Origin of the sequence: Binatus sp. (SeqCode) (assembly GCF_050013435.1) — a bacterium.
Lineage (GTDB): Bacteria > Desulfobacterota > Binatia > Binatales > Binataceae > Binatus.
Genome location: NZ_JBEKFG010000021.1, coordinates 20,819 through 45,539 on the forward strand (window position 1 = coordinate 20,819; position 24,721 = coordinate 45,539).

The window sequence follows — 24,721 nt, forward strand, 5'->3', positions numbered from 1 at the left end:
GAAGCCGAAACGGACGCCGCAATGAACGCACCGCTCCTCCGACATCGCTCGCAACGTGTGGCACTTGGTATGATTGCAGGATCCACGACAGGGACCACCGGGCATTCCTGGGGTCGGAATAGTGCTGACGCTCATGGTCTCATCCTCGCAGTTTGCTCTCGCACAATTAAGATCATTCGGGCCTTATACCAAGGTTTATACTAAGTATCCCTAAGTCTTTGTAGCAAAATTGTGACGTGTATTGCAAGCATGCCACAAGAAGTCTTGAGATAGGTAAGTCATTTTGGGAATGGCTAACGATAGCTATAGATAACGTCTTATTGCATAACATAGCGACAGGATTCGTCACAGGCCGCAATATTGCAAGAGCGACTTATGAATCAAAGGGTTGGCAGCGAATTGGCAAACAGCTTGCGTGTGCGCTCGAGGTTGCGCCCGATGTAGCCGCGGACCTGGCGAGCGACGCTGTCGTCGGCATGGCCGAGCGCGACGGCGGCGGCAAATGTGGCCATCTCCGCTTCGATCGCGCGTCGATCGAGCGGATTTTTCGCGCCCGCACGAAGCGCGCGCGCAAGCGCGCCGCGAAGCCCGCTTTTTTTCGAGATGTGTTTGTCGCCCAACCGCTTGAGCGCCGCAAATGTCGCGCGCAAATCTTTTATCTCGGCCGCGTCGTAAGCGGGCGCCGACTCGAGCGCTGACGCCGCATGGCCCAGCATTATGATTGTCGACATCGCCTGGCCTTGCGCGTAAGGCGATGTCAGTTCGGGCAGCAGCGCGTCCATGATCGTGCGCTGCATTCCGCTGATTATTTCATTCAACGTTGGCCGTAGCATTTGAGCACCTCAGACCAATCGAAGCAGGTTGGCCAAGTCCTCGAACAACTGCGGGATCAGCAGTTCAAGAAAAGGCATCATGGAGTCGGACGTGCGTCCCTCGACGAAGTCGCGGATTCCGGTCAGACAAATCACGACCATCTTCGCATCGCCGAGCACGCGGTAGAAGAACAGCCGTTCCCGATCGACGCGATGGCCGGTCTTCTGTTCGTACAGGCGGTAGAACGCTTCGCGTTCCATCAGGCCGCCGGCGAGTTCGTTGCGTCCCCAGAACGTCATCGACGCCCAGCCGAGATCCTCCATCGGGTCGCCGAGGTGGGCCATCTCCCAATCGAGCATCGCGATGATTCCATTGTCGTCGTACAGATAGTTTCCCGAACGATAGTCGCCATGAACGATCACCACGCGGTCGGTGACGACGGGGTTGGCTTTGAGCCAGGCGAGCGCCGCGCTGAGAATCGGATAATGTTCGCCCATGCGGTCGCGCTCGTACACTTCGTGCCAATGCGCGGTCTGGATGCGGGCGGGATCCTCGGGATTTTTCGGGGCCCCGAGAATCTCGAGTCCGTACTCGCGGTAATCGAGCGACTGCAATCGCGCCAGCTCGCTCAGGAAATCGTCGGCGACCTTCGCGCGCGTAGATTCGGGCTCGGTGGCCGCAAACGCCCCCATGCCGGTGCGGCCCAGCGCGCGATCCATGATGAAAAACGGGCGATCCATCACGCTGGCGTCGAGCTCCAGGAACAGCGGCTCGGGAACCTTGAGACCCGCGCGATGCACCGCGGCGATCACTTTGAACTCGCGCTCGCGACTGGTTTTTAGCAGACCGCCGGTCGGATCGCGCCGCCCGATCATCGCGCGCGTGCGCGTCTGGCCGCCTTCGCTCCATTCCAGATCGAAGGCATAGGTCTCGCGCGAGGAACCGCCGGAGATTCGTTTGAGGCCGACCACGCGATGGTCGCGCGCATGCGGCATCTTGAGTTTGAAATATTCAGTCAGTCGATGCTGATCCATTTTAGTGACGATCCCTTTCGCGCTACGGATTGGGCGAGGTCGGCGGAAGCGCCGTCGGATTTACCGGCGCCGTGATTCCACCCATCATGCTGCCCATCTGTGCGCGCAGCCGCTCCGCCTGCTCGACCTTGCCGTTGCGCATCAATTGTCTTTCGACGCCGAGCGCCTCGCGTTTGGCCTGCTCGAGCTGGTCGCGAGTGGGCGGCGAGATTGCAATCGCGCTTGCCAGTGTCTGCTGCGAAATTTGCGCCAGCAGTTGCGCCGTCTGCACGGTCGCAGGCGAAGGCAGCGGCGCCGGCGTCGCGGCTGCGGCCTGTCCCAGCGCCTGAGCGAAACTCCCGGGCCCGCGCGCCAGCATAAACATTTGCGTCTCGTTCATGCTCGACGCGCCGTCCAGCCGCGTGCCCGACGGTGCGCTATGGCTCATCGCATCCACGTTCATCACATCGAGCGACGGCGTGGCGGCGAGGTCGTTCAGCGTCATTATCGAATCATAGTGAATTTCGGCGGCGTGGGAGCCATCGACTTCAAACGCGACTTCGCAGTCGCCGCCGCTTATCGGCGAGACTCCAGTCACGTGGCCGATGGTCGCCGACGCGTGAGTTATCGGGTCGCCCGGACCCACTCCGCCGGTGGTATCAAGCTGCGTCGAATAATACGACGGCTGACTGGCGCATCCGGCAGCCAGCAGGCCAAGCACGAGCGCGCCGCGCGTCGATATTCGCCGCAATGCCGGCGTGCGAATTCCGATCGTCTTACGCAAATGCCGGCATCACTTCGCTGGCGAACAGCTCGAGCGTCGGCGGTGGCGCGAAGTCGCTGAAGAAGATCGTAAACGTCGTGATGCCCATCGCCATGCGTTTTCGGAGCGCCTCGATGAGCTGCTTGGGCGTGCCCTTGATTCCGGTGCTGATGAACGGCTTGAGCATCTGCGCCATCTTCCACTTCTGCTCGACTTCCTCGTCGGTCTTGCCGATGCACACCAGCAACTGCTCGGACACGTCGATGGTGTTCACGTCGCGCCCGACGTCCTTGCAGTGATCCTTGAGCGCGTTGAACTTGTGCTCGAAGCTTTCGTAGCCGGCCGGACAATTCCATCGGTCGGCGAACCTGGCGACCAGCTTCAACATGACCTTTTCGCCGCTGCCGCCGATGGTAATCGGAGGATGCGGTTGCTGCACCGGCTTGGGATTGCAGCTCGCCGCTTCGATCGAGTAATGGCGCCCCTTAAACGTCGCGCGCTTCTCGGTGAACATCGCCTTCATGATGTGCAGGCCTTCCTCGAACATCTTGAGCCGCGTGCCCATCGACGGGAACTGGTAGCCGTAGGCCTTGTACTCCTCGTCCATCCAGCCCGCGCCGTAGCCGATTTCGAGACGGCCGTTGCTGATGTGATCGATGGTGGCAAGCGACTTCGCCAGCAGCGCAGGATTGCGGTACGAGTTGCATATCACGAGCGTGCCGATGCGAATTTTCTCGGTCTTTGCCGCCAGCCCCGCCATCAGCGCCAGGCATTCATGATGGTCGAGGTCGGGCATCCCGCGGGTCCACATGTGATCGACCAGCCAGATCGAATGGTAGCCGAGCTTCTCGCATCGATGTGCCCGCTCTACGAGCTGATGCCACGATTGTCCGGCTTGTGGAGAGAACAGGGCGAATTGCGCTTTCTTGCTCATTGAAATTTACTCCCGTGCATAATCGAGAACCTGCCGACTTTGTTTCGCACGGCGGACCGCGAGGGGTCAACTACTTTCTGTCTTGCTTCCCTTATCTTGTGGTGCAGCGGCGGCCATACCACCACCGCTAGCTTTGTTCCGTCAAAAATATTTTTTGAGTTTGCGGCTTCCCGCGTGAAGAAACCGTGCTTGAGCGGGTTGGGACGCGCGGCATGCTGGCTTGGCGAAAGCACAGGCCACCGCTTGCCGGCGAATCGGGCAAGTTTGGAGAATCCTGAGTGTTGTCCATGCGAGACCAGTAGCACGGGATGCGCGCCGGCATAAGGCTGAACAGTTCATCCCCGCATCGCCCACTTGTGCGACGACGCGAAATTGTGGAGAGGATTATGCCCATGAAGATTCGACGGCGCATCGCCATTGACGTGTTGCTGGTTCTCTTTCTTATCTTCGCGCCGCATGCTGTCGTGTCGGCGGCCGACTTCGAAGAGGTGGGCGCGCCACGTGAAATCAAAGGCGGGCCGGGAGCTTACAGAATTTACGAACAGACCTACCAGGCAACGCTCGGCAAATCGCCGTTCGATAAGATCGCGCTGCATCGTGTCTTCAAAGTGGAGCCTGCGCATCTTGGGGAGGGCGTGCCGCAGCTGCATCGCGCGAGTGAACCAGTGTCGATTGTGCTCTATTTGCCCGGCACCAACATGAATGGCGAAGTGGCGCTCGAGGATCCGCGCTACTCGTTCCAGGTCTATCTGGCCGAGCACGGCGCGAACGTGTGGGCGATGGACTATCGCACGCATTTTATTCCGCCGCAGACGCCGCAGAGCGATCTCTCGGAGCTGGCGGGCTGGACCAATGAGCTGTTCGAATCGGACATCGACGCAGCCGCGAAATTCGTCAGCGAAAAGAGCGGCCGCGACAAGCTCTTCGTCGCCGGCTTCAGCCGCGGCGTCGAGTTCGCGTATCTCTGCGCCGCCAGGCATCCCGATCGCGTTGCGGGAATCATTGCGCTCGACGGATTCATCCCCACCCATCCGATGCGCGCGGCGCCGGTGACCGCCGGCCACTACGCCGACGACATCGGCGGCGAGCACCTGACTTACGACAAGCGCTACAAGCTGATGCAGATGGTGATCGACAATCCCGATCAGCCTGCGCCGATTCCCAAGTACAAAACCGCGCGCGAAAACCTGGAACACGTCGTGTACGGCGCGGGCGGATTTTTCGGCGGCAACGGCGGACTCGCGAATCCGCAAGGCGGCTTTTCCGACGCCGTCGTGCTGGCGAAACTGCTAATCGGCTACGATCGCTACTGGCCGGCGGTTCAGGACGGCGAGAATCCATTCTCCGCGGAACTGCTCGCGGCGCTCAAGGCGTCGAAGATTCCGGTGATCGCGTTTGCCAGCACCAACTTCGGCAGCCAATGGCCCGGTCAAGTCGAGGCGGCGGCGAAATCGACGGGCGCGCCCGACCCCTCGTTTAAAAAGTTCGACAACTGGGGGCACCTGGACGTGTTGGCGGGAACGAAGTCGGAGAGCGAAGTTTTCGCGCCGACCGTGGCGTGGATCAAGCAGCATCAGAAGTGGGCGGATACTGAGGGGCGTCGGGGCGCGGTGGAGCGGGGCGGCTTGGCGGAATAAGCATAACCGCGGCGAGCGCCCACGCGCCGAGCGCGAGTCCCGCGACGGTCCATCGAAGGGCCGAGCGGCCGTGGCGCGATGCGATGATCGCGGTTAAGGGAGCGAGCGCGAGATCGATGCTGATCGAGGTCGCGATCAGATTCGCGGGCGGCTCGCGGTACCCCATCAGGGCGAATCCGGATGCGATGCTCAGCAGGCTGGCGATAATGTTCATCGGTTTGCGCCGCTCGACACTCTATATATAGTTGAAAATCATGGCGCGCCACGACGACGACAACCTGATGAACAGGCTACGACAGATGAGCGAAGAAGGCATCACCGGCTTGTTCAACGAGATTCTGTCAAACGAGAGGATGCGCTCGAGTTTCGGGCGGGCGGGTGAACGATTCATGGCGAACAAGCAGTCTTTCGACCGCAACGTCGAACAGGTGCTCGACTTCGTCAATATCCCTTCCAAGCGGGACGTTCGCGAGCTGAAAGCGCGGCTCGATCATCTGAGCTCGCAACTGCTGAACCTCAGCATCAAGCTCGATCGCATTCTCGATCATGACGAACCCGCGAAAGCGAAGCCCGCGGCTCGACGCGCAAAGAAGCCCGGCTGATCAGCCGGCGCGCAAGCTGCGGCCTATTTCGGCGAGGTCGGCGATGGTGCGCGGCTCGCGGCCGAGGTCAGGCGCAACCATCAGGACTGCGCCGCCGGGAAGCGAATTGCGCAGGGCACTGAGCGACACCTGCTCGCGGGTCTTGAGCGCGGCGTAGTCGGCGAGATTGCGCTTCAATTTTCTTTTGAGTGACGGCGCGATCCGGGCCGACGCCAGTTCCGCGGCGTCAGGCAACTCCGCAATCACACGATTCACAACCATCGCGGCGACGCGCAAGCCGCCGCGCTCGAGCGCGCCGATAAATTCGCGCGCCTGCGCGATGCGGCTCGACTCGGCGGTCGTGACGATCACGATTGCCGTGTCGGGCGCGCGCAGCTTGTCCTGGGCGAGTGCGGCACGAGCGGAAAAACCTTCGTACATGCCGTCGAAACTGCGAACGAAGGACTGGACGTCGCTGAGCAGATTCAGGCCGGTCACGCGATCGAACGCCGCGAGCACGGCGCGCGCCGCGATATCCACCATCCGCAACCGGCTCCTGAACAGCCCGGCGGGCGCACCGAGCAGACTGACGGCGCGCGAGTTGAGCAGTTCGAGCAGGCGCCGTGGCGCGTCGAGAAAGTCGAGCGCCTCGGCGGCCGGAGGAGTGTCGAGCACCAGCAGGTCGGTCGAGGGATTGGCCGCCAGCTCGAGCAGCTTTTCCATCGCCATGTAGTCGGCCACTCCGGCCAGCGCGCCGGAGAGATTGCGATAGATTCGATTTTCAAGAATCGTGTCGCGCGCCGCGTCCGACAGCGCGTAACGCGCGACGATCGAATCGAAGGTGCGTTTCGGATCCAGGCGCAACGCGCGCAGCCGGGCGTGGCCGGAGCCGCCGCCACGGCGCGCATGAGCAATGCCCTCGAGCTGGACCTCGACCGGCTCGGATGAATCCGCGCCGAGGCCGAGCGCGTCAAGCAGGCGCGGCGCGGGATCGACGGTCATCACATCCACAGCGCATCCGATCACGGCGGCGCGCACGGCGAGTGCGGCGCTGATGGTGGTCTTGCCGACGCCACCGGGCCCCAGGCAGATCACGAGGCTTTGCGAGCGCAAGTCGAGCGACTCGGGATGGGCGGGATGCCTGGGACGGGCAGACGGCTTGAGCTGTGCGGCCCTGGGCTTCATCGATCGAGCAGCTCCCTATCCAGCACGCGGCCAAGTTTCTCGACTTCAGCGGGTCCCATGGCCGGCGTGAACATCATCGGGAGGCTGAAGGTCGGGATGCCGGCGGCAGCGAACCGCGGGGCGGCCAGAGCCGCCTGTTGGTGCGCGGCGTTTCGGCGCACGGCCAGGCGGGCGTGGCCGCCGAGCGAATTCAGCGCGGCGAGTTCGGAAGTATCGAAGAGCAAATCGGGAACGCAGTTCATTATCGCGGCGACAGTTACGATGCCCAGCCGCTCGCGCATCGTGGCGGCGATTTCAAGCGCCTCGCGAACCGCGAGATCCTCCGGCGTCATCGTGACGATCGCGCCGAAGCGGGTCGCGTCGGTGAGGAAGCTGTCGACCGAATCGGCGAGCCGGTTCAGCGTGCCGCCGGGCGCGATTCCCTTGACGCCCGACGAAACCGAGAGCAGTTCGACGGCGCTGCCCGAGGCGGGCGCGTCGATCACGAGATAGCGATCCTCGAGCGCCGCGTCACCCGCCATGATTCGCAGACGTTCCAGCAGCAGGAAAGCCTCGAGACCCGGCAGCGCGGCGGTTACGTAACCGAAGGTCCGGCTGCGCAGCATCCGGCGCGAGATGGCGCGAATGGGGACGATGCGCTCGATGAAGGCTTCGAGCTCGGCGCGCGGCGTGAGCGCCACGGCGTCGAGCGAGCCGGTGACTTTGACGGTGGCCGAATCCTCCAGCACCGCGCCGAGCGCAGCGGCAGCGGACAGGCGACGGTCGAGATCGGCGAGCGTGGTCGGACGCCGGCGCGACAGCGCAATCGCAAGCGCGGCAGCGACCGTGCTCTTGCCGGTGCCGCCTTTGCCGGTTACGAACAAGACCCGCGGCAGCGTCATCGGCTAGAATGTAAGGGTCGCGCAGCGAACAGTAAACCTCGCGCGGGAAGAGAGTTGGTTTTGAACGAAAATAAACCGCCGGCGATCGATTCGATGCTGATTGCGATACCGCCTGCGCAGATCGTGCTGTTCAAGTCGATCGTCGAGTCCTACGACAATATCGCGACGCTGCGGACCGAGGATCCCACGCGGCATCATCTACGGATTTACTTCTCGGCGGATTCGCGCGACGAAGTCGAGGCGATGATGGCGTCGCTGGCCGCGCAGTTCACGATCGAACGGCTCGCGTAAGCAGTGGGCAGGGGTGACCCCTGCACCCAATGTTAAGGCCGCCCGCCGTTGGCGGGCGCGGCATGAAGGAAGAATCACCTGCGCGGTGGGCGGCAGGGGCTGCGGCCCCTGCACCCAGTGAAAAGAGAAGATGCCGGCTTCGCCCTGTTAGAAGTATTAATCAGGAGAAGGGAAGGCGAGCGGGGTTCCGTTGAGGGCGCTTGACTTTGTTCAGCGATATTTTTATAAATATGGAACTATGAAGAAATCAACGGTAACCGCGGCGCTGGGCGCGCTGGCGCAAGGGACTCGCCTCGACATCTTTCGTTTGCTGGTGCAAAGGGGTCCCGCGGGGTTGCCGGCGGGCGAGATCGGCACGCGGCTCGGTCAACCCTCGCCCACGTTGTCATTTCATCTGAGCCAACTCAGATTTGCGGGCTTGGTGAGTTCGCGGCGCGCGAGCCGATCGATCATCTACAGCGCCAATTTCAAGGCGATGAGCGATCTGCTCGCGTACCTGACCGAGAACTGTTGCGGCGGCCGGCCAGAGCTATGCAATTCAGCGGACGCGCCGGGCTGCGGATCCGAATGCGCGCCTCAGCAGAGTGTCACGCCAAAGAAAAATCGGAAGGCGCAATAGCGAATCGATCCTCGACCGACGACCGCGTCATGGCCAATCGCGAATACAATGTCCTGTTTCTATGCACGGGCAATTCCGCGCGCAGCATCATGGCCGAGTGCGCGATCAATCGCTGGGGCAGGGGAAAGTTCAAAGGATACAGCGCCGGGAGCCATCCCAAGGGCACCATCGATCCGACGGCGCTAGAGCTGCTCCAGGAGCTGAACTACGACACCTCCGGATTGCGCAGCAAGAGCTGGGACGAGTTTGCCCGTGCGGACAGTCCGCCGCTCGACTTCGTCTTCACGGTCTGCGATCGGGCGGCTGCCGAACAGTGCCCGCTATGGCCGGGACAACCGATCACTGCGCACTGGGGCGTGGCCGACCCGGTGGCGTTTGTGGGCACTCGCGACGAAAAGCGCCGCTGCTTCTTCCGCATCTACCGCGAGCTGGAAAATCGCATCAAGATTTTCGCGAGCCTGAGAATCGAGGCACTAGACAGTTTCGCCCTGCAGGATCGAGTCAAAGAAATCGGCAAAGTCAAACTTACCGAAGGGCGCGAGTAGCGGCTACATCCCGCACCTTCCTCGATACGGAGAAGTTCGCAGTGAGCGCATCAATGTCGATGGCACCGACGCCGGTCCTTCGCCGGCTTTCGTTTCTCGACCGTTACCTGACGCTATGGATTTTCCTGGCGATGGCGGCCGGGATCGGATTGGGAGCGGCGGCGCCGGGCGTGAGGATTGTCTTCGATCGCCTGAGCGTGGGCACCACCTCAATACCAATCGCGATCGGACTCATCCTGATGATGTACCCGCCGCTGGCGAAGGTGAATTACGACGAGCTTGGAGATGTCTTTCGCGATTGGAAAATCCTTGGCCTCTCGCTGGTCCAGAACTGGATCATCGGTCCGATCCTGATGTTCGCGCTCGCGGTGATATTCCTTCGCGATCGTCCGGAGTATATGACCGGCCTGATCATCATCGGCCTGGCGCGATGTATCGCGATGGTGATCGTGTGGAACGAACTCGCCGGCGGCGACACGGAGTATTGCGCGGGACTGGTGGCGTTCAATTCGATCTTTCAGGTGCTTTTCTTTTCGCTCTATGCATTCGTGTTCGTGACGGTGCTGCCGCGATGGCTCGGGTTGGGCGGCGCTGTCGTCGATGTGACGATCGGCAAGATCGCGGCAAGCGTCGGCATCTACCTGGGCGTGCCGTTCGTTGCGGGCTTTGCGACCTGGAAGATCCTTACCTCGCGCAAGGGCAAGGCCTGGTATCGCGAGCGTTTCATTCCGAAGATCAGTCCGCTCACCCTGGTTTTTCTTTTGTTCACGATCGTCGTGATGTTTTCGATCAAGGGCGCCAAAATCGTGCATCTGCCGCTCGACGTCGTGCGCATCGCGATTCCGCTGCTGCTCTACTTCACGATCATGTTCGCGCTTTCCTTCGTACTGAGCCGCGCCGTCGGCGCGACCTATCCGCAGACGGCGACGCTGTCTTTCACCGCGGCATCCAACAATTTCGAGTTGGCAATCGCAGTCGCGGTCGCGACCTTCGGGATCGACAGCGGCGCGGCATTCGCCGCCGTAATCGGTCCGTTGATCGAGGTCCCGGTGATGATTGGCCTGGTGGATGTCGCTCTATGGGCTCGGCGCAGTTATTTTCGCAGGGGCAGGGCTGAGCAGGGGTGACCCCTGCACCCAATGTTAAGGCCGCCCGCCGTTGGCGGGCGCGGCATGAAGGAAGAATCACCTGCGCGGTGGGCGGCAGGGGCGGGGTGTTGTTGACACACCGCCCGTGCCGTCGTTTTTGCTTTTTACCGGACGCCAGTCTATCGCGCGGGCGAGTTACCGGCAGAGCCACGGATGATGACGGCGGAAGTAGCGATTGGCGCATGCCCACGGCCGATAGTAGGCGACGGTCGTAAATGGCGTCGGCGCGACGGTCTCCTGGACCACCACCGGTTGCAAATTCTGCGGATGCCAAGCGACGACATCTGCGGAGACAACTCCCGGCATCGCCATCATGAGGAGTCCAAACAGCGCGGCTATTGTGGTTGTGTAAAGTTTCATATGCGTCTCTCCTGATTTGAGTACGGATCGGGAGATTGGCGGGTTACGAAGGCTGAACGATCGTTTATACGAAGGGGCCGGCCGCTGCATCTGAGTAAGGAAGAGACGCGGACTTCAGCTATTGGCGCTGTGCCATCGTGACGGTGCAGAAAAGACCGCTGTGGTCGGAATAGGGGAAGTCGGCCCGCTGATTCGCGATGACCTCGAGGTTTGCCGAAGCAGTCCATGCGTGTGAGTTGGCCGCGACGATGTAGTCAATCCATTCGGGGCGGCCGTCAAAGGGGTCGGTCGTCGTTCCGCAGTTGCATAGCTCGCGGCCCTCAGCAGTCAGGTCCGTCCCGAGCGCAGCGACGTGTGAATAGAGAGACTCGCGCGAGTTTGTATTGAGATCTCCCGCAACTATCGCGGGCATCGATGCATGAAGCCGCGACACGATCTGGCGAAGCTCGATGAGTTGCGCTTCGCGAACCGCGGCATAGTCGATCCCCCGATATTGTGCCTGGAGGTGAGTGTTGAGAGCGCAGATGCGCTGTTCGCCGCGTTCGAGTTCCACAGACAGAACGCCCTTGCCGCCAAGTCCATCGCCCTCCCAGACTTTCCACATCGGCGCGCTTGCGGCGAAGGGGTGAAACTTCGGTGCTGCGCGCACGCGCCATCCCGCAGAGGCGCTGACAAATGCGAGCAGTCCACCCCTGGGGCCGACGCCGCGGCGTTTGATGCAGATTGGAATCCAATCGGGTTGCAGCGCCAGGGTGAGACGATCGACCGGCGAGCCGAACCAGACTTCCTGAAATAGCGCAACGTCCGGCGACAGTTCGCGCACTTTCGCGCTTACCCGATCCATCCGGCCGCCGGGGTCTTTGGACAATGGCCAGGTCATTGCGTGCAGGTTCCATGACAGAACCTTAAGGCAGATTTCGCTCATGGTGATTTAGACGCTATGTCGCGATTGCGACGGCGTAGTCGCGGCCTTCCCAATTTTGCGTCTCGCGCCAGTTGAACGTAAAGCGAACCGGGGCGCGGTCGCCTGCGCCGATATCGATGTCAACGTAGTCGAAGCCGATCGGCGTTGAATTCGACCCGATATCATTGAAGTGCCGCCATTCGTCCCTGGACCAATGAAGCATGAACGGCCCAGTCGCCTGAATGCGCAGGCGGTCGCCAGGTGCAACCGACTTGACGTGGCGGTTGGATTTCCAGACGCGAAGGCGGCTCGGCTTTCGTCCGAGCTTCAGGTAGCGGTCCTTGACCTCGTCAATCAAGTCGAAGACCCGCGCGTCCGAAGCCGAGCGCAGCAGCTTGAGGTACTCGGCATGCGCCCACATCAAGGGAGTCGCGCTGCCGGTCTGGTAGCCATACCTGAGCAGCTCGCGCGGGATGTCGGGTTGATCCCAGATCTGTTCGGGCAGCAACTGCGTCGAATTCGCAAACCGTTCCATCGCTCTAAGATAGGGAAGCGGGTCACGACCCGCCGCGAGTTCGTAATGCCCGCGCTCACCGGTCAGCAGCGGCCACGGACGTCCGCGGCCCCATCCGATAAACGGGCCGCCGTCGTCGCACTGTCCATAGCCGTCGTGGGTGTAGCGCCGCCAGCACGGACCGGCAGGGAAGCTGGTCTTGAGGACGGCATCGATGACGCGGATCGAATCCTCCATCAGGGGATCGCCGGCTTTGCGAATGCCGTAGCGGACCAGCTCGAGAAACCCGCCGTCAACGATTTCCGCGACGGGGAATTCAGTCTGCGCGTCGGGTGCGCGATTGTGAATGAAGACGCGCTTGCCGTCGATGCTTTCGTCGGCGTCCGGATCGCCGATGTCGATGGGATTGATCCTGACGTAGTGGCGCTTGACGCCGGGGACGAGGAAGCCCTGGTTGGTGACGGTCCAGGTTTCGATGTGCGCCTCGAGGAAGTCGGCGTACTCCTCAAGGAATTGCGCGGTCGCCGGGTCGCCGCGATCGCGGGCGAAACAGGCCGCGCAGATCAGTGCCGCCACATTTGCGGCCAGCGTCGAGGGCGAGTAGCCGGCGTTTTCCTCCCATCGCTCCTGCGGCGTGGCGCATCCGTTGTCGATTAGGAAGTGGGCCGCCCGCAGCACCATCGGATACGGATCGAAATTCTTGAGCATGGCATGTTTGTGCATCCGCCACGCCAGGATGATCGGAAACGAAACTTCGTCGAGCTGAATCCCGTTCCAGTAGGGCTTCCCGTCGATCCAGAAGTTCTGCGGAAAGCCGCCGTCGGGGCGCTGCGCACATGCCAGATAGATCAAGGCGCGCAGCGCGGTGGCGAGCTCGCCCGATGCGGCCAATCCGGTCACGCTGTTGACCATGTCGCGGGTCCACACCAGATGGTAACCGCCAAGGTCCTCGTCGCCCTTGGACTCGCCCCAGGGGATGCTGAGCGAAGCGATGAGCGCGCCGGGATAGGTTTTGTCTTCATGGGCGAGCAGCAGCTCGCCGCTGCGGCGATAGAGGGCGCCGCCGTCGCCGGAGAATTTCTCGAGCGGAAGGAAATGGTGCGACGCGCGATTCCATTGTTCGAGGAAGCGGGCGCGATGCTCGGGGAAAGGATCGGCGAGCGACTGATAGAGAGAAGTCACGGCGCGATTGAGCTTGCGGCCGAAGCTGAGGCCAAGGGTGAAAGAGTAGCCCTTGCGCAAATCGATCTCGGCGGTGAGCGCGATATTGCCGTCGAGCGCGGCGGCGAACCGATAATCCATTTTGAAATTGGCGCTGATGTCCTGCCATCCGTCGGTATTCCCGACGTATCCGCATGAAGCCCCGAGAAATGGCACTGTGGCTCCCAAAGCCAGCCAGACGTCATCCTTGTTCGCAGTCAGGAACTCGTGCCCGACGATTTCGGCCAGGTAACCGTTGTTACCCCATCCGCCGACGCACAGATGCGGCGCGAGCATGACGTAGAGGTGGAGTTTTTTGAGCAGCGCCGGGTCGCCCTCGAGGCGGGTGTTGATGAGCAGGGTCGGCAGATGCGGATCGGTGATGACTTCCTTGAAGAGATGATAGCGGCCGTCGGGCGAATGGCTGACGATTCGCACGCCGAGGCCGGTCGCGTCGAGGTACTCGGTGTTGGAATCGAGATTGCGGCGTTCCTCGTGGAAGAAGGTCTCGCCGTCGGTGACGAGGAACTGGAGGTCGCGGACCTGCGGCTGATCGATGGTGGGGAAATAAATCTCGTTGACGACGCCGGCGGAGGTGGTGAACCATAGATGGCTCACGGAGGAGTAGGCGGTGCAGACCGCATCCTTGGCGCTGCGGGTCCATCGCGGCGGGATTCCGGGCGCGCCGGTGGCGACCGGAGATTTCAGAATTATTGCCATGGGACCTCTGATCGACTCGCTTGAAAGGTCAGACGATTTCGGGTTGTTCAGGTTTCGTTGTTGTCGCGGCCGGTTTGTCCGCGGGCTCAAGCCGAAACATCCAGGCGACGCCGACGCTGATCGCATAGAGCAGCACCAGCGGGATCGCGAGCAGGAACATCGAGATCATGTCGGGCGGAGTCAGCGCCGCGGAGACCACGAAGATGGCGACGATCGCATAGCGCCAGTAGCCGAGCATCATCTTGTAGTCGATCATCCCGAGCTTGGTGAAGAAGAACGCGAAAATCGGCATCTCGAACGTGAGCGCGAACGCGAGCAGCAGCTTGGATGAGAACGCCAGGTACTCGCTGATGCGGATGGTCGGGGTGACTCCGATGTTCGCGTATTGAGCCAGGAAAAATGCATAGCCGACTCTGAAGACGACGGCCCAGCAGAAATATCCGCCGAGCACGAAAAATATGGTCGCGAAGAAAACGAACGGCCTGGCCATCCTGCGTTCGGTTTCGTACAAGCCCGGCGCGATAAATTTCCAGATTTCGTAAAAGACCGCGGGGCTGGCGATGAACAGACCGGCGATGAGCGCGACCTTGATCTCGGTGTAGAACGCCTCGCCGACGCCGGTGCCGATGAGCAGCACCTTGCCGCCCGAGACCTCGCGAATCGGCCAGGTCAGCAACTGGAACAGCGTTTTTCTGATCGCGTACGCGAGGATGAAACCGACGCCGATGGCGATGAAGGCGCGAATCAGGCGGGTGCGGAGTTCCTGCAGATGCTCGACGAGCGACATCCGCGCCTGTTCGGGCGTTTCCTCGGTGGGCGCGGGCGGTGTGATATCCTCGCTAGGCACAGTGCGGGATGACCGGCTATGTTTTCTCGGTCGGCACAGCAGCCGGCGGCTGGACGGCGGGCGGTTCGGACTTCGGCGCGGGAGGCGGCACTTTGGCGGGCGGCTCGTCGAGCACCTCGGTCAGCTCGTGGAGGACGGTATTGCTCGCCAGGCGCAGCTCGCGCAAGACTTTTCCCACGGTGCGCATGACCTCGGGCAGGCGCTCGGGGCCGACGACAATCAGCGCGATCGCGAGGATCAGAACTATTTCAAAAAGGTCCAAACTTCGATGACCATCCGGCGCGCCAGCCAGTGCAATTCGATGACCTCGCGAGGTGCGGAAAAATTCCGCGCAAGCTCGCCCGCTCCATGCCAGTTAATCATCATACCTGACCGGGGTGTCAACGATGCTTAAAACCGGGGTGGTCGCGGATCGCCGCTACCTGAAGCACTTCGCCGGCCGGGCGCATCCCGAGCGTCCGGCGCGCGCCGAGGTCATGATCGAGATGGCGGAGTCGCTCACGCGGCCGAATCTGATGTTCATGGCGCCGCGCGAAGCGACGCACGAGGAAATCGCGAGCTGCCATGTGCCCGAGTATATCGCGACGGTCGCGCGGACGGCGTCGATGGATAGGTTCGACTTCGATCCGGATACGCACAGCTCGCGCGATTCGTATCAGACCGCGATCCTGGCCGCGGGCGGCGTGCTTACGGCAGCCGAGGCCGTGATGGGCGGAGCAATAAATAATGGATTTGCTATTATCCGGCCACCGGGGCATCACGCACTGCCTAATCGCGCGATGGGATTCTGCTTCTTCAACAATGTTGCAATCGTGGCGAAGTGGCTAATCGAAAAACGCGGCCTCAAGCGGGTGATGATCGTCGACTGGGACGTCCATCATGGCAATGGCTCGCAGGATATATTTTACGAATCGCCCGAAGTGCTGTACGTATCCACGCATCAGTTCCCGGAATACCCAGGCACCGGTTCGCTCGACGAGATCGGGTACGGCGCGGGACTGGGATTCAACGTGAATGCGCCGATGCCGGCGGAATTCGGCGACGGCGAGTATCTCCGCGTGTTCGATCGCCTGATAATACCGATCGGACAACATTTCAAACCCGAGTTCATACTCGTCTCATGCGGCTTCGACGCGCATTACCGCGACCCGCTAGCGCAGATGCGCGTGACGGAGGCGGGATTCGCAGCGATGACGCGGCGGCTGAAACGGCTGGCCGCGGAATGCTGCGGCGGGAAGATGGTCGCCGCGCTCGAAGGCGGCTACGACCTCGAAGCAATCGCGGAGTCGGGACGCGCGGTGATCGATGAATTTGGACGCGACGCCGATGAGCGGATTCGCCCGGATGATGGCGGCGACCGGGTGATGCCGATGATCGAGCGGGCGGCGCAAAACGTCGGGCGCTTCTGGAATCTGGGCTAGGGCGATCGATGCCGCCGGAGCAACGCGCTGCGGACAACGTCAAGGGTGAGAACGGGAGCGCGAGCCGCCGTCTCGTCTCAATAGGCAGTTCCGATTCGCGTGAATACCCACTAGACAAACAAACAGTAGCCATTGGCAGTCATCCGTCGAACGATGTAGTGCTCGACGACACGACGGTATCGCGCCGCCACGCCACGATTACGCGGATGCGCGGCCGCTTCGAGCTGGCGGACCTCGGCTCGACTAACGGCACGCTGGTCAACGGCGGCCGAGTGCGCAAACCGATCGCGCTCAAGCGCGGCGACGAGATCAAATTCGGCTCTGCGCGTTTTGCTTTCATCGCCGCGGGAGATCCAACACCGGCGCCGACGCGGGCGGCACGCACCCCGAGCCGGCTGGGACGGCGGCTTGCGATTGCGGCGGTGATGTTCATCGCGGGATTCGCGGGAGTTCGCTACCGAAGCGAGATCGGACCCGCCGCGTCGGCAATCGCCGCATGGATTTCGCCGCGCCGGCCCAGCTCCGCGCCTTCGGCGACCAATACTCAGTCGGCATCACCCGGCGAGCAAGCAAAGGCAACTTCAACGCCGGCGTTGCCGGCGATTCCCACAGCAGCCCAGCCCGAATGGCTAAGGCGAGTGAACTACTACCGCGCGATGGTGAAGCTGGCGCCGATAGTCGAAGATCCGGCGCTGAGCAAGGGCGATCGCGCGCATGCCATTTACCTCGTCAAGAACTACCGTGAGCAGATCGCGCATCGGGGCCTCGGCGCGGAGATGCATACGGAAGATCCGGGAAGCCCAAACTTTACGCCCGAAGGGCTCGCGGCGGCCAAGGCCAGCGATATGGATGTGTGGTTCATGCCGGAGCGGCCCGCCGACGCGATCGACCGGTCTGGTTTGTCTGACCCGGACGAATGGTCGGCAGAACGAACCCCGGGCTCGCCGGCGTGGTCGATCGACGGATGGATGGCGATTCCGTTCCATCGCATGCCAATCCTCAATCCGCGACTGACCAGTGCGGGCTTCGGAATCTACTGCGAGTCGGGAGTATGCGCCGCGGGACTCAACTTATTGAACGGCGCGCAGCGGAAGTCGCCGGCGGACGCGGCGGAGAGCGGGCCGATCGAATTTCCTCCTGACGGCGCGACCGTCGCGATAAGGTCGTTCGGCAACGAATGGCCCGATCCGCGCACCAACTGTCCCGGCTACGAGCCGCCCAGCGGACTGGCTATTACACTTCAGCTCGGCGCCTGGATGGATACGCATCTCGGCGAATACTCAGTCGCGCGAGAGAATGCCGACGGCAGCCGCACCGCCGTCGAAGCATGCGGGCTCGATTCGACTAGCTACTCGAATCCCGATGGATACTCACAAGAGCTGGGGCGAAACGTTCTGAAGTCTTACGGCACGACCGTGGTGATTCCGCGCGCGCCGCTGGACAAGGGCGCGAAGTACGCGGTGTCGATGAGCGCGAACGGAAAGCAGTACGACTGGACTTTTTCCACCCGTCCATGATTTAGTGCGCCCGTTAACCGATGGTTATCGGGGGAGCAATTCTCCGCCGATGACCAAAAGGAGGGCGACGGCTGCCGTGAGACGCGTGGTGTTAGTGGTGGTGGCGATCTGCTGTTGCGCACTCGCCGGATGTGTCGAGTGGACAGAGGATCAGAACGGCAACTTGAAATCGGTGGGTCTGCCAGGACTGCCGGTCTGGCAGGCCAAAAAGCCTCCGCCTCCGCAAGGTCTCACCGACATGGCACTGACGCCCGACCAGGCCTCGAAAGTGAGCGGGCCCGTCCTCGTGGTGCCGCCGGATCAGCAGAACCCGCTCACGCGATATCGCTACTACGAGACCGGGCAGAATAGCTGCCAGCAGGATCTTGCGCAGCTGCAGGCGGAGACGAGAGGCAGCAACCCCGGCGGGCAGGCGCCGTATTGCACGGAAAATCCGGTTCCGCCTCCGTCGAAGGGGACCGCATTCGTCTTCTGAAATGGCCGCGTTGCTGAACGCACCGCGCGAGAGTGGCCGCCGTTGCTGAAACGACCGCAAGCTGCGCGACTGCTCGCGGTGGATCGCGAGGCGCCGGGGACCCGGCTGCTGCTGCTGGCGCGCGATGAAGCCGCAGTGGGCAGCGCCGAAGGTTCGAAACTGCGTGTCACGGATCCGAACGTCGCGGAGCGCCATGCGATCATCAGGTACGCGCGCGGCCGGTATTACCTGGTCGATCTCAAGTCCGGGCCGGGCACGTTCGTCAACGGTCGTCGGATTCGCCGGACGCAGCGGCTCAAGCACGGTGACGTGTTGCGCTTCGGTGGTGCGCCTCCGTATCGATTCATCGATCCGGATGCACAAAAGCGCCGACGCTGGCGTCGGAATCTGCGCGTCGGAGCGGCTGCGGCGATGCTGCTCGCATTCGCAGTGGCGGACCATTTCGAGAACTGGGGACTGGTTTCGGTTGCGACGCTGTCGAAGATCGTCGCGTTGGTCGAATCGAATCCTCCGTCGAAGCGAATCGAGCCTCCGATTGCGGTTGCTGCGCGCGCGCCGACTCAGCCCGCAGCACCATCGGCGCCCGCGACGATTATGCCGTCGCCTGCGGCCCGAGCCAGTACGATCGCAGTAGCCGCAGCACCCGCAGCACCCGTGGCAGCATCGACAGCGAGCGCCGGCGCTCCGGTCGCGGCGGCCAGCACATCGCCGATGACCTGGCTGGAGCGCATAAACTTCTATCGCGGCAGCAACGGGCTTCGTGCGATTCGCGACAATTCCCGGCTGAGTGCATCCGTCACCGCGCATGCGCATTACCTCTTGCTGAATTTCGCCGACGATATCCGCGGCGCCAAGCCGATCCCCGCTGATGCATACGACGAGAAGTCCGGCAAGAGCGGCTACTCTGTCGAAGGCGCCGGGGTGGCGCAGAATCTTCAGCTCGCATGGGGATGCAGCACGTACGATGCGACGCAGCAGATCGATCGTTGGCTCGAGGGACCGTTTCATCGGCTCCCGATGCTCGATCCTTATCTGGCGGACGTCGGCTACGGCGAAGTGTCGGAAGACGGATGCTGGGTTGCCGCGCTGCGATTGCCGCCGCCGCCGGAGGACGTGAAGCCGTATCGGCGCGCGGTCGAATTTCCACCGGAGGGAGCGGACATAGCGCTGGAATGGATAGGGCTCGAGGAGCCAGACGCGCTTGCGAGCTGCAGCGGCTACGAGCGCCCGGTCGGGCTTCCGATCACATTGCAGATCGGACGGCTGACGCAGACCAGACTCACCAATCATTCTCTCACCGAGGACGGCAAGCCGATTGAGTACTGTGCATTCGACGCGCCCAGCTATCGCAATCCAAATCCCAGGGAGCAGGAATTCGGCCGCTGGAACTTGCGCAACGCCGGCGCGATCGTGTTGGTGCCACGCGCTCCGCTTCGGCCAGGCTCGCACTATCAGATTTCGGTCACGACCAACGACGTGACCTACGCATGGAGTTTCACCGTCGCGCGGACGTCGGAGACAACGTTCAGCGCGAGCGCGAGCTTCCCGACCCCGGAACCGATCGCGACGATCGGCGCAACGCCGTTCCCGTCTGCGCGCCCTCGCCGCGCCATGAGCGCTTCGCATCGCGCTGCGCCAGCGCCAGCCGCGTCGGCGATAATATCGGAGGTTCGGCCGCCGATCCTTGCGCCGCCACCTTTGCCGATGCCGGAACCTGCCCCCGAGATGTCCAGCCCAGGCACGAATTGGTTGGGCACCGTGAACCTCTATCGCTCGGTGCTCAAGCTGCAGCCGGTGGAAGAGGATCCTGCGCTGAGTCAGGGCTGCAGGGATCATGCGAAATATCTGGTGACGAACTACGGGTCGACTTTGGCGTCAGGCATAAACATCGGAAGTCTCATGCATACGGAGAACGAATCGAAGCCTGGCTATACGCCCGACGGCATCAAGGCCGCGCGCGCCAGCGACGTCATGTTCCAGCCTTCACAGAGGTTCTCTGACGACCAGCGAATGACCAGGGCAGTCCAGTTCTGGATCGCGGGACCGTTCCATCGCCCGTCGCTCTCGAACCCTGACCTGCGCCAGGTTGGATTTGGCGAGTACTGCGACGAAACAGTTTGCGCCGCCGCGCTTGATTGGCGCAGCGATCTCGAGCCGCCGCTCCCGGGCGGCCACCCGTACGCAACCCCGGTCGAGATTCCGCCCGACGGCGCGACCGTCAAGCCGAGCGGGTTTGGCGGCGAGTGGCCGAGCCCCACATCGACCTGTCCGGGGTACCCGTCCAACGCGTCCGCAATCACCATCCAGGTCGGCATCAACATGAAGGCGACGGTCACCGATGCTTCTATGACTCAGATGACCGGCGCTGCGGCGGGAACGAAAGTCGGAACCTGCGCCTACGATTCCCAGAGCTACACTAATCCCGATCCTGGCACTCAGGCGCATGGCCGCGAGGTGCTCCGGGCTTTCGGCGAGGCAGTCATGATGGTGCGGGACCGGCTCTCCGCCGGACAGACTTACCGAGTCGACATGACTGTCAACGGCAAGCCGTATACGTGGAGCTTCACCGCTGCTCCATGAGAGGGAACTAGCGCTGGAAATTCACCGCGATGATTGTCGCGATCGAATCGAGCGCGCTGTCGGGCGTCGCAATCACGAGCTCGCCGACCGGATCCTGGTTGAACAGCATATCGACCGCGGCGATTCGCTTGCGCACCTTGAGCGAAATCGTACTTGCCAGCGGACGCACGTCGCCGACGTGCCGCACCCTGACGCCGCGCACCGAGATGGACTCGTACGGCTTCATCAGCACGTGCAGATAGACCCGGTTACCGCGGCGCGTTGACGGTCCGTAAAACTGCCACGGCTCGAGTCCGGGGTCGGTGCCGACGATCGCCTCGTTGTTGCGGTCCATCCAGCTGCCAATCGCGTCGAGCCGCTCGACCTGTTCGGGCGCAAGTGCGCCGTCGCCCATCGGGCTTACGTTGAGCAGCAGATTTCCACCCTTGCCCGCCACTTCGCACAGAGTATGGATCAGCGACCGGATCGATTTGAGGTCCTTGTCCGACGGGTTGTAGCCCCAACTGTTGTTAATCGTCAGGCAGGTTTCCCACGGTCCTTGCGGCGGCTGGGGCGGAACGGCCTGTTCTGGGGTCTGATAGTCGCCGTAACCCGGGATGCGATCATTGATGACGACCTCGGGCTGGAGCGAGCGGATCATCTCGACGAACTCGCGCGACTTCCATTCCTCGGGCGTGCGTTCCCATCCGCCGTCGAACCAGAGCAGATCGATCTTGCCGTAGTTGGTCAGCAGCTCGCGCATCTGGGCGAACATGAAGTTTACAAACCGATCCCACTGTTCCGGCGTCGAGCGGCGCCAGTTGCCCCACTTATAGGGCTTGTCCGAGTCGAGAAATGCCGGGTAGTCGGGATGATGCCAGTCGATAAGTGAGTAATACAGTCCGACCTTCAGGCCCTCGGCGCGGAACGCATCTGTATATTCGCGAACTATATCACGCTTGAATGGCGAATACTCAATCGAATAGTCAGAATGCTTCGTATGGAACATCGAGAAACCGTCGTGATGCTTACTGGTCAGGACTGCGTATTGCATCCCGGCGCGTTTTGCCGTCCGCGCCAGCGCGCGCGCATCCCATTTTGCCGGATTAAACGTCCTGGCGGTCGAGTGATATTCGTCAACCCCGAGGCTTTGCCCATGCGGCAGCGCGCCGACGCCTCCGACCAGCGGCCACGACAGCTCGAGTCCGCGCTGGCTGCAATGCCCCCAGTGGATGAACATTCCGAATCTTGCCTGGTTGAACCACGATTCCATAGCGGCGCATTCTCGCCTTCATCCGATGCGTTTGTCCATACCGGGCCGGGCATTGGCGCCGTCGGCTTCGCCTGGTTCGATGATCGACGCCCGGATTGGAGCGGTTCGGCTCTTGCGGATCGGCGACGCCTCGAATACTTCCATGTAAGACTGTTGGAATAACCCGATGCATGGACGTTTGATTGTCCGTGCGAATGCGAGTGGATAAAATGAAACGCAACTCCTTTAGATTATCGTGTCTTGCCGTCGTGGCGGTGCTGGTGCTTGCCTCGGCTTGCAAAGGCGCAACGGATGGACTCCCAGTGAGAAACACAGGTCATTACGCAATCATCGAGACCGAACGCGGCACCATAATCGTCGAGCTTTACCCGGCAGTCGCACCCAAGACGGTCGCGAATTTCGAGACGCTGGTGAACAAGGGCTTCTACAATGGCCTGACCTGGCATCGCGTCGTGCCCGACTTCGTGGTGCAGGGCGGAGATCCTGACGGGACCGGAGCCGGTGGACCGGGCTACACCGTGCCGGGCGAGATCAACGCCAGCGAGCATCACCTGCGCGGCAGTCTGGCGACCGCGCGCACGGGCGACGAAGTTAATCCGCAACGCGTGTCCAGCGGCAGCCAGTTCTACATCTGCCTCGAGCCGCAGCCGGGACTCGACGGCCAATACACCATCTTCGGCGGCGTGATTAAGGGCATGGACGTGGTCGATCAGATTCAGAAGGGCGACCACATGAAGAAGATCACGCTCGCGAAGGAGCCGCCCAAGTAGCCGCGGCGCGTCGCAAATGACGGATTCACGAAGCGGGCACCCCCGTCGGGCGGGGCCCTACTTCACCGTTGACCTGCATCTCCACACCAACCGCGGCAGTTCGGACTCGAACCTGGCGCCGAAAGACCTGGTCGATCGCGCGCGTGCGATCGGAATCGGCGCGGTCTGCATCACCGAGCACGACAACATGTGGGATTCCCGCGAGATCGAGGCGCTGGCGGCCGGCTCGGGCGTGATTTTTATGCGCGGGATGGAAGTCACGACCGACCTGGGGCATGTCGGCGCGTTCGGGCTCGAGCGGTACGTCGGAGGAATCTACAAGCTCGCCGAACTGCGGCGGGTGGTGAACCTCGAAGGCGGGATACTGATCGCGAATCATCCGTTCCGCTACAAACTCGACCCGCGCTTTTCGTTCATCAACCCGGGCTCAGAACCGATCGATCCGACTTATCCGGACCGCGCGGCCAAGCTCGAAATCTTCGCGATGGTCGATGCGATCGAGGTGCTCAACGGCGCGTGCGGCGAGGACGAGAACCTGTTCGCGCTCAAGGTCGCGCGTCATCTCGGGATGGCGGAGGTGGCGGGCTCGGACTCGCATTCCGCAGGCTCGGTGGGATGCGTGACGACGCTGCTCGACGGGCCAATCAAGGACGAACGCGGGCTTATCGACGCGATCCAGTCGCGGCGATGCCGCGCGGGTCGCGGCCTGCTGAAGAGCGCGCTGGCGCCTTTCGAGCTGTCGGCACCTGCCAGTTAGCTCGCTAAAAAGCCTTGAAATAAAAGCATTTTCCTCTGGTTCGCCCTATCGCTGGATTTGAGAGGAAATATGGCTGAATATCGGCACTAGACTGCTCCTAAAAACACTTGATTTAATTAATATTTCCTCTCAAAATGCTATTGGGGTAGATTTGAGAGGAAAGTGCCTTGAAGCTGAAAGAACTCACCGCTGAGCAGCGCAGAATCGCAGTCGATACTGCCCAGCTTTACGAGCATTTGCTCGAGCTTCAAGCCGAGCGGCAAGCATTTCGCGGCGGATTGCATTGGAAGAGAGTACTCGGCCACGATTACCTGGTCCGCACGATTGGCCGCCACAGAGGTAATCGATCTCTCGGGCCGCGCTCGCCCGAGAGCGAGGAAGCTTACCGCGAATTTACCGAAACTAAACGCGAGCTCGACGAGCGGATTCGATCGATCAATCAAGAAGTCGCGCGCCAGGCCAGGTTCTGCGTCGCCGCGGGAGTGAATCGAGTTCCGCGGATTGCGGCCGACATAGTAAGGTCGCTAGATGCCGGCGGGCTGCTGGGCAGCCATCTGATTATTCTCGGCAGTCACGCGATCTATGCCTACGAAATGGCGGCGGGCGTGCAGCTCAAAGCCGGACTTCTGCAAACCGAAGATCTCGACACGCTGCTGAACACCAAGGCTGAAATCGAACTGGCCGGCTCGATACGAAGTTCAGGCCTCCTCGGAATCCTGCAGCGCGTGGACAGAACCTTCAAGGCTCAACGGAAAAGGTCATTTCGCGCTGTCAACGCGAAGGGCTTCATGGTCGACTTGATCCGGGCGCCAATCGATTCCGCTGGCGGCCTCACCAGCATTGGCAGCGGACCCGATCTGATTGCGCAACCCCTGCACGGCCTCGAATGGCTTGGCGCGGCGCCGCGAATGACCCAAATCGTGATCGCCGACAATGGCTTCCCGGTCAGGTTTGTGGTCCCTGAGCCGCGCGTGTTCGCATTGCACAAGCTGTG

Annotated in this window: 27 protein-coding genes; 14 read left to right on the plus strand and 13 right to left on the minus strand. The window is 62.0% G+C overall.

Features of this window, described 5'->3' with window-relative positions:
* Positions 1-380: 380 nt before the first annotated feature.
* The 4 genes from ABSB13_RS06240 to ABSB13_RS06255 are packed head-to-tail and all read right to left on the minus strand — an operon-like array spanning position 381 to position 3,523.
* On the minus strand, positions 381-833 hold the full coding sequence (locus ABSB13_RS06240; RefSeq protein ID WP_428106530.1) for a hypothetical protein: 453 nt from the start codon (positions 831-833) through the stop codon (positions 381-383).
* Positions 834-842: 9 nt separating this feature from the next.
* Positions 843-1,847 (minus strand): phosphotransferase family protein, encoded by a 1,005-nt coding sequence (locus tag ABSB13_RS06245; RefSeq protein ID WP_428106533.1) that lies wholly within the window; start codon positions 1,845-1,847, stop codon positions 843-845.
* 22 nt (positions 1,848-1,869) lie between these two features.
* A complete protein-coding gene (locus ABSB13_RS06250) occupies positions 1,870-2,610 on the minus strand; it encodes a hypothetical protein (protein ID WP_428106534.1) in 741 nt (246 codons plus the stop codon).
* The gene (locus ABSB13_RS06255; protein ID WP_428106536.1) at positions 2,603-3,523 is read right to left on the minus strand and encodes a TIGR03560 family F420-dependent LLM class oxidoreductase; all 921 of its coding nucleotides are present in this window, start codon (positions 3,521-3,523) and stop codon (positions 2,603-2,605) included. Before ABSB13_RS06255 ends, ABSB13_RS06250 begins: the two co-directional genes overlap by 8 nt.
* Positions 3,524-3,915: 392 nt before the next feature.
* Between ABSB13_RS06255 and ABSB13_RS06260 the strand changes: the two genes are divergently transcribed.
* From ABSB13_RS06260 to ABSB13_RS06270, 3 genes are all read left to right on the plus strand, one after another.
* Positions 3,916-5,160 (plus strand): alpha/beta hydrolase, encoded by a 1,245-nt coding sequence (locus ABSB13_RS06260; RefSeq protein WP_428106538.1) that lies wholly within the window; start codon positions 3,916-3,918, stop codon positions 5,158-5,160.
* A gap of 83 nt (positions 5,161-5,243) precedes the next feature.
* Entirely contained in the window at positions 5,244-5,405 is a 162-nt protein-coding gene (locus ABSB13_RS06265) for a hypothetical protein (protein WP_428106540.1), read from the plus strand.
* A 9-nt stretch (positions 5,406-5,414) separates the two neighbouring features.
* A complete protein-coding gene (locus ABSB13_RS06270; protein WP_428106542.1) occupies positions 5,415-5,762 on the plus strand; it encodes a hypothetical protein in 348 nt (115 codons plus the stop codon).
* Here ABSB13_RS06270 and ABSB13_RS06275 read toward each other — a convergent pair whose 3' ends face one another.
* Positions 5,763-6,926: an ArsA family ATPase gene (locus ABSB13_RS06275; RefSeq protein WP_428106545.1), complete on the minus strand. Its 1,164-nt coding sequence runs from the start codon at positions 6,924-6,926 to the stop codon at positions 5,763-5,765.
* A complete protein-coding gene (locus ABSB13_RS06280; protein ID WP_428106547.1) occupies positions 6,923-7,807 on the minus strand; it encodes an ArsA family ATPase in 885 nt (294 codons plus the stop codon). Before ABSB13_RS06280 ends, ABSB13_RS06275 begins: the two co-directional genes overlap by 4 nt.
* A 60-nt stretch (positions 7,808-7,867) precedes the next feature.
* Between ABSB13_RS06280 and ABSB13_RS06285 the strand changes: the two genes are divergently transcribed.
* The 4 genes from ABSB13_RS06285 to arsB all read left to right on the plus strand — a co-directional run bounded on the left by ABSB13_RS06285 (position 7,868) and on the right by arsB (position 10,389).
* A complete protein-coding gene (locus ABSB13_RS06285; protein ID WP_428106549.1) occupies positions 7,868-8,098 on the plus strand; it encodes a DUF4911 domain-containing protein in 231 nt (76 codons plus the stop codon).
* 238 nt (positions 8,099-8,336) lie between these two features.
* Positions 8,337-8,717 (plus strand): ArsR/SmtB family transcription factor, encoded by a 381-nt coding sequence (locus ABSB13_RS06290; protein WP_428106552.1) that lies wholly within the window; start codon positions 8,337-8,339, stop codon positions 8,715-8,717.
* A 29-nt stretch (positions 8,718-8,746) separates the two neighbouring features.
* Entirely contained in the window at positions 8,747-9,262 is a 516-nt protein-coding gene (locus tag ABSB13_RS06295; RefSeq protein ID WP_428106554.1) for an arsenate reductase ArsC, read from the plus strand.
* 59 nt (positions 9,263-9,321) lie between these two features.
* The gene (gene arsB, locus ABSB13_RS06300; protein ID WP_428106589.1) at positions 9,322-10,389 is read left to right on the plus strand and encodes an ACR3 family arsenite efflux transporter; all 1,068 of its coding nucleotides are present in this window, start codon (positions 9,322-9,324) and stop codon (positions 10,387-10,389) included.
* A gap of 156 nt (positions 10,390-10,545) precedes the next feature.
* Here the strand turns inward: arsB and ABSB13_RS06305 are convergent, their stop codons facing one another.
* The 5 genes from ABSB13_RS06305 to ABSB13_RS06325 form a co-directional block, all read right to left on the minus strand.
* Positions 10,546-10,770, minus strand: coding sequence for a hypothetical protein (locus tag ABSB13_RS06305; protein WP_428106555.1), 225 nt, complete (start codon positions 10,768-10,770; stop codon positions 10,546-10,548).
* Positions 10,771-10,888: 118 nt separating this feature from the next.
* A complete protein-coding gene (locus ABSB13_RS06310; RefSeq protein ID WP_428106557.1) occupies positions 10,889-11,695 on the minus strand; it encodes an endonuclease/exonuclease/phosphatase family protein in 807 nt (268 codons plus the stop codon).
* Positions 11,696-11,708: 13 nt separating this feature from the next.
* The gene (locus ABSB13_RS06315) at positions 11,709-14,108 is read right to left on the minus strand and encodes a glycoside hydrolase family 15 protein (protein WP_428106558.1); all 2,400 of its coding nucleotides are present in this window, start codon (positions 14,106-14,108) and stop codon (positions 11,709-11,711) included.
* Positions 14,109-14,136: 28 nt separating this feature from the next.
* A complete protein-coding gene (tatC, locus tag ABSB13_RS06320; RefSeq protein WP_428106561.1) occupies positions 14,137-14,955 on the minus strand; it encodes a twin-arginine translocase subunit TatC in 819 nt (272 codons plus the stop codon).
* A 16-nt stretch (positions 14,956-14,971) separates the two neighbouring features.
* Positions 14,972-15,217 (minus strand): Sec-independent protein translocase subunit TatA/TatB, encoded by a 246-nt coding sequence (locus ABSB13_RS06325; RefSeq protein ID WP_428106563.1) that lies wholly within the window; start codon positions 15,215-15,217, stop codon positions 14,972-14,974.
* A gap of 124 nt (positions 15,218-15,341) precedes the next feature.
* Here ABSB13_RS06325 and ABSB13_RS06330 point away from each other — a divergent pair, with 124 nt between their 5' ends.
* The 4 genes from ABSB13_RS06330 to ABSB13_RS06345 are packed head-to-tail and all read left to right on the plus strand — an operon-like array spanning position 15,342 to position 20,948.
* Entirely contained in the window at positions 15,342-16,376 is a 1,035-nt protein-coding gene (locus ABSB13_RS06330; protein WP_428106565.1) for a histone deacetylase family protein, read from the plus strand.
* Between the two features lie 8 nt (positions 16,377-16,384).
* Positions 16,385-17,893 carry an FHA domain-containing protein gene (locus ABSB13_RS06335; protein WP_428106567.1) on the plus strand — a complete coding sequence of 503 codons (1,509 nt, stop codon included), beginning with the start codon at positions 16,385-16,387 and terminating at the stop codon, positions 17,891-17,893.
* A 49-nt stretch (positions 17,894-17,942) separates the two neighbouring features.
* Positions 17,943-18,368 carry a hypothetical protein gene (locus tag ABSB13_RS06340; RefSeq protein WP_428106569.1) on the plus strand — a complete coding sequence of 142 codons (426 nt, stop codon included), beginning with the start codon at positions 17,943-17,945 and terminating at the stop codon, positions 18,366-18,368.
* A gap of 42 nt (positions 18,369-18,410) precedes the next feature.
* The gene (locus ABSB13_RS06345; protein ID WP_428106571.1) at positions 18,411-20,948 is read left to right on the plus strand and encodes an FHA domain-containing protein; all 2,538 of its coding nucleotides are present in this window, start codon (positions 18,411-18,413) and stop codon (positions 20,946-20,948) included.
* 7 nt (positions 20,949-20,955) lie between these two features.
* Here ABSB13_RS06345 and ABSB13_RS06350 read toward each other — a convergent pair whose 3' ends face one another.
* Together ABSB13_RS06350 and ABSB13_RS06355 are read right to left on the minus strand one after the other, a co-directional pair.
* Positions 20,956-22,200: an alpha-L-fucosidase gene (locus ABSB13_RS06350; RefSeq protein WP_428106573.1), complete on the minus strand. Its 1,245-nt coding sequence runs from the start codon at positions 22,198-22,200 to the stop codon at positions 20,956-20,958.
* 18 nt (positions 22,201-22,218) lie between these two features.
* Positions 22,219-22,344, minus strand: coding sequence for a hypothetical protein (locus tag ABSB13_RS06355; protein ID WP_428106576.1), 126 nt, complete (start codon positions 22,342-22,344; stop codon positions 22,219-22,221).
* A 158-nt stretch (positions 22,345-22,502) separates the two neighbouring features.
* Here ABSB13_RS06355 and ABSB13_RS06360 point away from each other — a divergent pair, with 158 nt between their 5' ends.
* The 3 genes from ABSB13_RS06360 to ABSB13_RS06370 all read left to right on the plus strand — a co-directional run.
* Positions 22,503-22,970, plus strand: coding sequence for a peptidylprolyl isomerase (locus ABSB13_RS06360; RefSeq protein ID WP_428106578.1), 468 nt, complete (start codon positions 22,503-22,505; stop codon positions 22,968-22,970).
* A gap of 16 nt (positions 22,971-22,986) precedes the next feature.
* A complete protein-coding gene (locus ABSB13_RS06365) occupies positions 22,987-23,727 on the plus strand; it encodes a CehA/McbA family metallohydrolase (protein WP_428106581.1) in 741 nt (246 codons plus the stop codon).
* A gap of 167 nt (positions 23,728-23,894) precedes the next feature.
* On the plus strand, positions 23,895-24,721 hold an 827-nt coding region (locus ABSB13_RS06370), incomplete at its 3' end, for a GSU2403 family nucleotidyltransferase fold protein (RefSeq protein ID WP_428106583.1).